Source organism: Photorhabdus sp. RM96S (assembly GCF_042879335.1).
GTDB lineage: Bacteria > Pseudomonadota > Gammaproteobacteria > Enterobacterales > Enterobacteriaceae > Photorhabdus > Photorhabdus kayaii.
Genome location: NZ_JBHFKT010000071.1, coordinates 1 through 9,108, shown reverse-complemented (window position 1 = coordinate 9,108; position 9,108 = coordinate 1). Strand labels below are relative to the sequence as shown.

The window sequence follows — 9,108 nt, the reverse complement described above, 5'->3', positions numbered from 1 at the left end:
TCTCCGAGAAAAAGCGTGACTTGCCCTGTCTTCCAATGGGTAGCTTGCCCATGATATTGAAAGGTCAGTGATATCAGGCTCTTGTCTCCGCTGTGTGTCAGCGTTTTATGGACCAAAGTGATGGGCTCAATATTGATATCTTGAGTGGTTCTGAATGTAATGGATTGATTCTGCTGTATGGCGGAAATTTTACTGCCTTTGGCAATGCTTGTGGTTTCAGTCATGCTGCCCGGTTGAATATCTAGCTGGACAATGCTGGTTGAAGGGATCGGATGTAAAGGTATCGGCCATACTTTTCGTAGAAGAGGGTTAATGATTTCCGGGAAACCATCATCAATTTTCTGCTTAATACCGGCAGTTGTAAGCGCAAAACCTTCCAATAATCGGAGAACATCCGGGTCGCCAGATTCGGAGGTAAATGGAGCAAGGTGTGGATGCTCTTGCGCTGCGTTACTCAGATCATGCTTTATTTGTGAAAGTGCTTCCCGATAGAAGTCTTCAAAATTTTTCATATCTACCTTTGTCTTTTTTCCGATCAAATATTAATGTAAATTTATATTTTGAGCTGATGGATATCAAGGTTGATAATTTAAATAGGTGCAATTTTTTGTTTCAAACAGTTAATGATGTAAATTTTTTAGGTGTTCGATTAACATAATTATGTAATTTATTTCAATGAGTTTTATTTATACCCAATGGATTTCAAGATGGATCGCGACGGCAAGGGAGCGAATCCCCGGGAGCATAGATAACTATGTGACCGGGGTGAGTGAGTGCAGCCAACAAAGAGGCAACTTGAAAGATAACGGGTATAGATAAATTTTCTTTAATCAAGTTGTGGCGCCATGATAGCCAGAGGTTAGCAGCTGAAATTAATATTTAATCATTAAGTTAATGGAGGGAAAGATGTCACGTTCTATTATTTTGGTCGGTGATTCGACTTCGCATGGTGGCAAGGTGTTAGCAGGTGATGAAGGCGTTGATGTGTTAGGGAAGAAAGCGGCTCGGGTTGGGGATGCTGTATCCTGTCCAAAATGTGGTGGCAATCAAACCATTGTGGAAGGGACGCCTAAAATAGTCAGCTCTCATGGGCAAATGTACGCACTGGAGGGCATGAAAACCTCTTGTGGCGCGACATTAATTGCTTCGCAAAGCCTATTTCAAGCATAGAATGGCGGTAAAAGGCCATATTCTGCCTGAAATAGGGTGAGTTGATTCAAGTACGGATGTTCAGTGCTTCATTATCTTTTTACAAACTACCCGGTTGACGTGGTGGATTACGGCCTGATCTAGTTGTTGTCGCACTGCGAATATCCCGACCAATCACATCAATACTCGCTTGAAATGGCGGGAATGGCAGAGTAATGCCGTGTTCGCGGAATCCTTGCAAAATAAGCTGATGGACTTCGTGACGAACCGGCATGCGGTGCCCCATTTCAGCGGCATAAATACGTAATTCAAATATCTGAATACCATGTGCTGCCAAGCCATAACCTTCAACTTTATTACCCACTTTGAAAGCGTTATTTGCATCATAGAAGAATATAATTGCTCCTGAGTATCCCGTGACACTACCGGCAACACGGGAAAACTGGCTGACCACCACAGTATTGATGTCAGGCACTTGTGTGCCATTCATCAGTGCTTTCACTATGGGAGAATTTACTTTGCTAGCCAGTGTCGAACCGAGATTCCACAATAGGAAAAACCCCTTTGTGTTTAGGACAGCTTACTAAATCACCTTTAGCAGCAACAGGCACGCCTTGATACACGTAATTATCAATGGCAGTAATGACTTGACCACCATGATCGGTTATGTCGCTTAAACGGATCACAGCTCTGTTTGTCATATTTATAACTCTGATATTAATGGTAGTATTTGTAGATCCCGCAAGCAGATTTCAATATCATTGGCTTTATTGATATGCTTCTGGTTTTCAATATCAAAGATATCTTTTGTCGTAATAATCAATGAGCCTTTTTTGTCATTTTTATCAGAAATAGGTATTATTTCTTCTGCCATTGGAACTAAAGTCGGGCCTATTTCTATTGGTAAATAGAGCATCCAGCCAGCACTTAAACGATCTGGGAAGACCTGTTTTCTTTTTATTCTATATGCATTGTTTTCTACCATAATGTAAGGTGCATTATGAGTAGAAATCAGAAAATTAATAAAGTTGATTAATTGTGATAGCTGAAATTTATTTTCTTCAATAGATATATGAAAATCTATTTGGGTTTTTCCTAATCTATCTCGACGATAATTCATATAACAAATTGAACATGAATGGTCATCATCTTCACCATCCCAAATACCTTTAATAACTATAGGATTTTCTTCTGTATAATCTTCTTCAAACTCTTTTATTGCTTCTTTTGTTGCTCCTTGCTGATCAAAAGCAATATGTTGTAAAGACTCTTGACGAGTATCTCCTGGTAAATACCAAGTTTTATGGCGTCCAAAAAATATATCTACTTGTTGTGTAATTTTATATAAATCGGTAAGAATTATTATTGGAGTTAATGGTTCTTTCCAATCTGTATATAATTTCATATTTAATGATAATGTAGTCATTTATTTTCACCCTTGCTTAAATGTTAGTTAGGTTGTTTAATCGGATAACTGCTTTGCTTGCCATAGTTATATCTCTGTTATCAGAGGTAATATTTGTAGATCCCGCAAGCAGATTTCAATATCATTGGCTTTATTAATATGTTCCTGGTTTTCAATATCAAAGATATCTTTTGTCGTGATAATCAATGAGCCTTTTTTGTCATTTTTATCAGAAATAGATATTATTTCTTCTGCCATTGGGACTAAAGTCGGATCTATTTCAATTGGTAAGTAGAGCATCCAACCGGTATAAACCCTATCTGGAAAAACTTGTTTTTGTTTTAGAGAATATCCTCTGGCATCTATCATGATTATTGGAGAGTAATGGTTGCTAACTAAAGAATCTACGAAATCAGTCCACTTAGAATGATTAAATTTTTCTTTTTCAAAACTAAGATCAATGCTTACATCCGTTTTTCCTAGCCTATTACTATAGTCACGGCTTGAATATATGATTCTATTTTTTAACTTTACATCACCTGGAACATCAAATAATGTTTTTATGATAGATTTAAAACTCTCATCATAACTTTCTTTGAATTGATTTTTGGCATATTCAGTAATGCCACTTTCATCAAAAACATTATTTTCTTTTATTTCGTCTAGATCATATCCTGGTAGATACCATCTACTTGAACTATTAGATACCTTATTTATTTGTTGCATGATGCAGCATGTGTCATCCAATGCTAATTCCGGTGTTATCTTTTCTTTTAAATCATAAAACATTTCTATTCTAGCGTGTATTATGCTCATCTTTTTAATCCTAATTTTAAAATAAATATCTACATTTAAGGTGTATTAAATGTTTTAATGTTAATAAATTTATCAAAAGCCTTGGCAAAATATTCGTTAGCAGCAATAGGCACGTCTTGATACACGTAATTATCAATGGCGGTAATGACTTTACCACCATGATCGGTTAGGTCGTTTAAACGGATCACAGCTTTGTCTGTCATACTTATATCTCTGATATTAATGGTAGTATTTGTAGATCCCGCAAGCAGATTTCAATATCATTGGCTTTATTGATATGTTCTTGATTTTCAATATCAAAAATATCTTTTGTCGTAATAATCAATGAGCCTTTTTTGTCATTTTTATCAGAAATAGATATTATTTCTTCCGCCATTGGAACTAAAGTCGGATCTATTTCAATTGGTAAATAGAGCATCCAGCCTGCACTTATTCTGTCTGGGAAAATTTGTTTTTGATTTAACCTATAGCCTCTAGTATCTATCATAATAAATGGAGAATATCTATGAGAAACTAAATGTTTAATAAAATCGATAAAGTTTTTAGTGTTGAATTTTTCTTTTTCAAGTGCAAGGTTAATAGATATATTAGTTTTCCCCAATCTATTAGGGTTGGAATGAATATCATCCTGGCCAATATATGTAATATTATTTTCTAATTTTTCACCTTCAGAATTATCAATTATAGGATTATCAAATAGTGACACTATAATAGATCTTCCGTCATTCTCATAAATTCCCCTGAATTCTTTTAAAGCATACTCAGTAATGCCATTTTCATTAAATACGTTATTTTCTCTAATTTCTTCTTCACTATATCCAGGTAAATGCCAACCACTTAAATTATTACTGAGGTTATTGATGTGATTCATTAACTGATACGTATCGGCCAATGCTAATTCCAGTGTGATGGCTTCTCTAAGATCATAAAATAATTTTATTCTTGGGTGTATAATGAACAAATTTCAATTCTCCTATAAGTTATTCTGGTTATTAAGACATCATAGTATTAAAAGTTTTAATATTGAGATATGGAGCAAAAGCCTCTGTAAAATATGAATAAGATACAGGTTGTAGAAAATGCCAGTGAGATTTTGGAATGTTATTTAATGCGATACATACTTCGTTGTGTTTTCTGGCTTGCTTCAACATACTATCATGTCCAGACAGTTTTCTCTTACCTAACTTTACCTTACGATAAAAACCATTAGGTTCCCCATTTTTAAAAAATTGATCGTAATTCGCCTTAGCTTCAAGAAATAAGCATTGTGCAGGTTTCCAACCATCAAAATTTGTATCCATGCATAACCAGGTTTCAATTAGGTTTAATTCAGGGTTGTATATCGTCCCGGCAATTTTTGTTTGGTAGGCAATGGTTATTTCTGAATACGATGTGGTCTTTTCCCAAACCATCGTAACGTTGCCAATTGCCGGACATTTCTTACATTCGGTACGGGACGAAGCGATTGTTTGTGTATCCGCTGGCGCAAGAAGTGGTAATGGCATATCAATTTCTCCTTTTCAATAAATTATCCATTTCCCAGTGTGCCAGCCGTTTGGCTGGCAAAGGATGAATAGTGGGAAACCACTTTTTAAGTAAACTTTTTAATGCTGCTTTCATTCGGAAAGATCTTCATCAGGGGGACCTAAGCGATCCAATTCGGCCAAAATCAACGGAATTTGTGCCTCTAAATCAGCGGGTCTTTTATCTTTGCTCCACCAGATAAGCGGCCCACGGCGTTTATAATCCACTTTACTGACCGCTTCTTTGCCGTTTAATAAGAATTTCACCATAAAGGCGACTGCAAGTGCTTTATCGTTGCCGCTGCTTAAGAAAGCAAAAGAATAACTGCTGACGTTAGGGATAAAACCACGCCCGATAAGTTGATTGTTCTCGTCCAGGCCATAAACTTTGAGGAACAGAATATTAGTTTTTTCTGCCATGCCTACTTGGGGATAACGGGCGGCATAGGCTTTACCTTTATACCAGGTGTAAAAAATCTGTCGTTCACGGTCTATAATTAATGGCGCTTGTCGGAGAGAAAAAAACACACCCCAAACAAAAGGTGGAATAATCAGTAGGTAAAGTAGCAAAAATGCCATATCAGTTAAAAAAATATCATTACTATATTTATAATAATTATAGCGATAATGCAGATATTTTCTCAGAGAGATTTCTTTATCGTTACCAATATAACGGGCATCTTCCATATAATTGGGCAAATCATTGCGCAAATAAAACTCTTCGCCATATTTCTCCTTTACCAACTCTATCCAATCACGAAGATTAGATTCAGCACTTTTTCGCTCTTCTATAAAATCATTCACTGTTAATAACAGGCTAGTAATTAATCCTAGTGTAACCGGGATTAAGGCAATACTCCGGGCGCGGCGTTGAGTGTTACGAATATGACATTCCTTGTTATCAAGATAGTCCAATGTTTCCACATGTTTAATGGTTTCTGCATCCTTAATATCTGGAGGAACCGTCAGAATTTCTTTTTCCCAGCGTGCCAGCCGTTTGGCTGGCAAAGGATGAATAGTGGGAAACCATTTTTTAAGTAAACTTTTTAATGCTGCTTTCATTCGGAAAGATCTTCATCAGGGGGACCTAAGCGATCCAATTCGGCCAAAATCAACGGAATTTGTGCCTCTAAATCAGCGGGTCTTTTATCTTTACTCCACCAAATAAGCGACTCACGGCGTTTATAGTCCACTTTACTGACTGCTTCTTTGCCGTTTAATAAGAATTTCACCATAAAGGCGACTGCCAGAGCTTTATCATTGCCACTACTTAAGAAAGCAAAAGTATAACTGCTGACATTAGGGATAAAGACACGTTCGATAAGGTTATTATTTTCATCCAGTCCGTAGACTTTGAGATACAGAATATTGGTTTTTTCCATCATACCTAATTGTGGATAACGGGCGGCATAGGCTTTACCTTTATACCAGGTGTAAAAAATCTGTCGTTCACGGTCGATAATTAGTGGTGCCTGACTCTTCCAAAAAAATATACAATATACAAAGGGTGGAATAATCAGTAGGTAAAGCAATAAAAATACCATATCAGTTATTAAAATATTATTGCTATATCTATAATGGTTATAGCGATAATACAGGTATTTTCTTAAGGAAATTTCTTTATCATGAGCAATATATTCATACTTTTTAAGAAAATCTGGTAGAGCAGGATCCAGATAAAATTTATCACCATAATCTTTTTTTGCATCATTAACAGACCAAAGCAGATTCTTTTCCGCTGCCCGCCATGTTTCAATAAAATCGTTAACGTTTAACACCAGACTGCTAATAATTCCCAGAGTTACTGGGATCAAGTTAATACTCCTGAAACGGCGCTGGGGATTTCTAACCCAGCACTCCTTATCATTAAGGCGATCCAGTATTTCCACATGTTTGATGGTATCTGCATCCTTAATATCTGGCGGTGCTGCCAGAATTTCTTTTTCCCAGCGTGCCAGCCGTTGGGCTGGCAATGGATGGATAGTGGGAAACCATTTTTTGAGTAAGTTTTTTAATCGTTGTTTCATTCGGAAAGATCTTCATCAGGGGGACCTAAGCGATCCAATTCGGCCAAAATCAACGGAATTTGTGCCTCTAAATCAGCGGGTCTTTTATCTTTACTCCACCAGATAAGCGGCTCACGGCGTTTATAATCCACTTTACTGACTGCTTCTTTGCCGTTTAATAAAAACTTCACCATAAAGGCCACTGCCAGCGCTTTATCATTACCACTACTTAAGAAAGCAAAAGAATAACTGCTGACGTTAGGGATAAAACCACGCCCGATAAGTTGATTGTTCTCGTCCAGACCGTAGACTTTGAGGAACAGAATATTAGTTTTTTCTGCCATTCCTACTTGTGGATAGCGAGCGACATAGGCTTTACCTTTATACCAGGTATAAAAGATCTGCCGTTCGCGATCGATAATTAATGGTGCCTGGCGGCGTAAAAAGAAGACGGCCCAGACAAAAGGCGGAATAATCAATAGATAAAGTAGCAGAAATATCATGTCAGTGATAAAAACATCATTGCTATATTCAGAAAAGTTATAGCGATAATGTAGGTATTTTCTGAGAGAGATATCTTTATCATTACCGATATAACGAGCATCCTCCATATAGTCTGGTAGATCATTGCGTAAATAAAAATTTTCTCCATATTTTTTTTTTGCTAAATCTACCCAGCCATGGATCCATACTTCATTTTTTTTTCTTGACTCTATAAAATCATTAACATTTAACACGAGGCTGCTGATAATCCCCAATGTGACTGGAATTAAGGCAATACTCCGAGCGCGGCGTTGGGTATTGCGAATATGACATTCTTTATTATTAAGGTAGTCCAATATTTCCACGTGCTTAATGGTTTCTTTATCCTTAATATCCGGTGGTACTGCCAGAATCTCTTTTTCCCAGCGTGCCAGCCGTTTGGCTGGCAAAGGATGAATAGTGGGAAACCATTTTTTGAGTAAATTTTTTAATCGCTGTTTCATAGTATGTGTTCCCCGTCAAAACTGCCTTTAATGGTATTTTCTGCTGTTAGTTTCTCTCCCCAGAAATAGCGCAGAGGAGCGATAACATTTTCTGATTGTTCATAGTACCAGTACAGTTCGCCCCCGCTGGAGAAAACTCCTTTCGTTTCTGTGATTACCACTTCCAGTATTGCGGTATCGCCATTCAAGGTAAGTTTTGCCTGTTCTTGAGCTTCCTTGAGTTTTGCATTGCGAAAAGTATCAAGTGCATATTTTTTACGGTTAATCTCAATATCATTGACTTTTTCTCCCCAGTAAGAGGTTTTGGGTGAAGTTACAAAGATACCGCGAATATTTGAGAGACTCATCTGAAAAGCGGGCAAAGTGAAACAATAGGTAGTGACGCCAAATCCCTGATGTATTTTCAACTGCGGTTGAATAAAGAGATTTAAAAACTCCTGGTTTTCGATAACAAAATAATTTTGGATATCATTATTCATTTCTCTGGCTTTATTTAACTGCCGTGTGATAGATGGCCTAGGGTCTACTTGCCAAAAAGCATATTTCTTTCCCTCCCCCCAAAAACAGTTATGCAACACTTTTTCCAAATCTGACCAGGCACTGTTAGCTTGTACAATACTGCCCCCGATAAGCAAACTGGTTCCGACGACTATTGCAGTGAGTACACCCGCAGTTAGGAAGGTACCTATCGCCGCTCCGATTACGACCGCGGTTGTTAAGATGGTAGAACCTGTCCCTATCGCTACCTGGCTATAACCTTCCACATTATTACCCACTTTGAAAGCGTTACTGGCATCATAGAAGGAGATAATTGCGCCTAAGTATCCCGCAACGCTACCGGCAACACGGGAGAACTGGCCGACCATCGCTGCATTGATGGCTGGCACTTTTGTCCCACTCATCAGCGCCTTCACTATGGGAGAATTTACTTTGCTAGCCAGCGTCGAACCAATAGAAGTCAAATCGGCACTCATACCAATTACCGCGGTACTAAAGCGCATCAGATTCATATAGGAAGGTCCGGGTTGTAACGGGTTGTTGCGGGCATATTCTGTCTGCATAACCACATCGGCCAGGGTGAACGCATTGAGAAACAGACTGACACCGGTCAGTGAAGAATCAAACAGTAAACCAATAGAGGGTTTACCAGCCCCTTCTAAGGTAAAAAGTTGAACCGGCGAGTCCACACTGGTCTTGACTTCCGGCAGAGTTATTACCGGTTT

Annotated in this window: 13 protein-coding genes and 1 pseudogene; 2 read left to right on the top strand and 12 right to left on the bottom strand. The window is 37.9% G+C overall.

Going from position 1 to position 9,108, the window contains the following annotated elements:
- Positions 1-512: type VI secretion system baseplate subunit TssF (locus tag ACGF49_RS23565; protein ID WP_387493054.1), on the bottom strand; the 512-nt coding region annotated here is incomplete at its 3' end.
- A 163-nt stretch (positions 513-675) separates the two neighbouring features.
- On the opposite strand from ACGF49_RS23565, the gene ACGF49_RS23560 reads away from it, so the two are divergent.
- A complete protein-coding gene (locus ACGF49_RS23560) occupies positions 676-819 on the top strand; it encodes a hypothetical protein (protein WP_158536514.1) in 144 nt (47 codons plus the stop codon).
- Between the two features lie 87 nt (positions 820-906).
- Positions 907-1,170: a PAAR domain-containing protein gene (locus ACGF49_RS23555; RefSeq protein WP_113041678.1), complete on the top strand. Its 264-nt coding sequence runs from the start codon at positions 907-909 to the stop codon at positions 1,168-1,170.
- A gap of 79 nt (positions 1,171-1,249) precedes the next feature.
- Here ACGF49_RS23555 and ACGF49_RS23550 read toward each other — a convergent pair.
- From ACGF49_RS23550 to ACGF49_RS23500, 11 genes and pseudogenes are all read right to left on the bottom strand, one after another.
- Positions 1,250-1,474 (bottom strand): annotated as a pseudogene (locus ACGF49_RS23550) (hypothetical protein); the annotation flags it as partial.
- 196 nt (positions 1,475-1,670) lie between these two features.
- Positions 1,671-1,850 (bottom strand): PAAR domain-containing protein, encoded by a 180-nt coding sequence (locus ACGF49_RS23545; protein WP_271859798.1) that lies wholly within the window; start codon positions 1,848-1,850, stop codon positions 1,671-1,673.
- Positions 1,851-1,852: 2 nt separating this feature from the next.
- A complete protein-coding gene (locus tag ACGF49_RS23540; protein ID WP_271859799.1) occupies positions 1,853-2,575 on the bottom strand; it encodes an immunity 52 family protein in 723 nt (240 codons plus the stop codon).
- Positions 2,576-2,641: 66 nt separating this feature from the next.
- On the bottom strand, positions 2,642-3,370 hold the full coding sequence (locus tag ACGF49_RS23535; RefSeq protein ID WP_387493050.1) for an immunity 52 family protein: 729 nt from the start codon (positions 3,368-3,370) through the stop codon (positions 2,642-2,644).
- 35 nt (positions 3,371-3,405) lie between these two features.
- Entirely contained in the window at positions 3,406-3,573 is a 168-nt protein-coding gene (locus ACGF49_RS23530; protein WP_387493048.1) for a hypothetical protein, read from the bottom strand.
- Between the two features lie 2 nt (positions 3,574-3,575).
- Complete coding sequence (locus tag ACGF49_RS23525; protein WP_387493046.1) at positions 3,576-4,331, bottom strand: immunity 52 family protein; 756 nt, start codon at positions 4,329-4,331, stop codon at positions 3,576-3,578.
- Between the two features lie 31 nt (positions 4,332-4,362).
- Complete coding sequence (locus tag ACGF49_RS23520) at positions 4,363-4,875, bottom strand: restriction endonuclease fold toxin 5 domain-containing protein (RefSeq protein WP_387493044.1); 513 nt, start codon at positions 4,873-4,875, stop codon at positions 4,363-4,365.
- Between the two features lie 111 nt (positions 4,876-4,986).
- Positions 4,987-5,955 (bottom strand): hypothetical protein, encoded by a 969-nt coding sequence (locus ACGF49_RS23515; RefSeq protein WP_271859803.1) that lies wholly within the window; start codon positions 5,953-5,955, stop codon positions 4,987-4,989.
- A complete protein-coding gene (locus tag ACGF49_RS23510; protein ID WP_387493041.1) occupies positions 5,952-6,920 on the bottom strand; it encodes a hypothetical protein in 969 nt (322 codons plus the stop codon). The genes ACGF49_RS23515 and ACGF49_RS23510 overlap by 4 nt, the downstream gene beginning before the upstream one ends.
- On the bottom strand, positions 6,917-7,885 hold the full coding sequence (locus ACGF49_RS23505; protein WP_271859805.1) for a hypothetical protein: 969 nt from the start codon (positions 7,883-7,885) through the stop codon (positions 6,917-6,919). The genes ACGF49_RS23510 and ACGF49_RS23505 overlap by 4 nt, the downstream gene beginning before the upstream one ends.
- Positions 7,882-9,108 (bottom strand): hypothetical protein (locus tag ACGF49_RS23500; protein WP_387493039.1); only part of this gene is annotated, 1,227 nt, incomplete at its 5' end. The genes ACGF49_RS23505 and ACGF49_RS23500, both read right to left, overlap by 4 nt.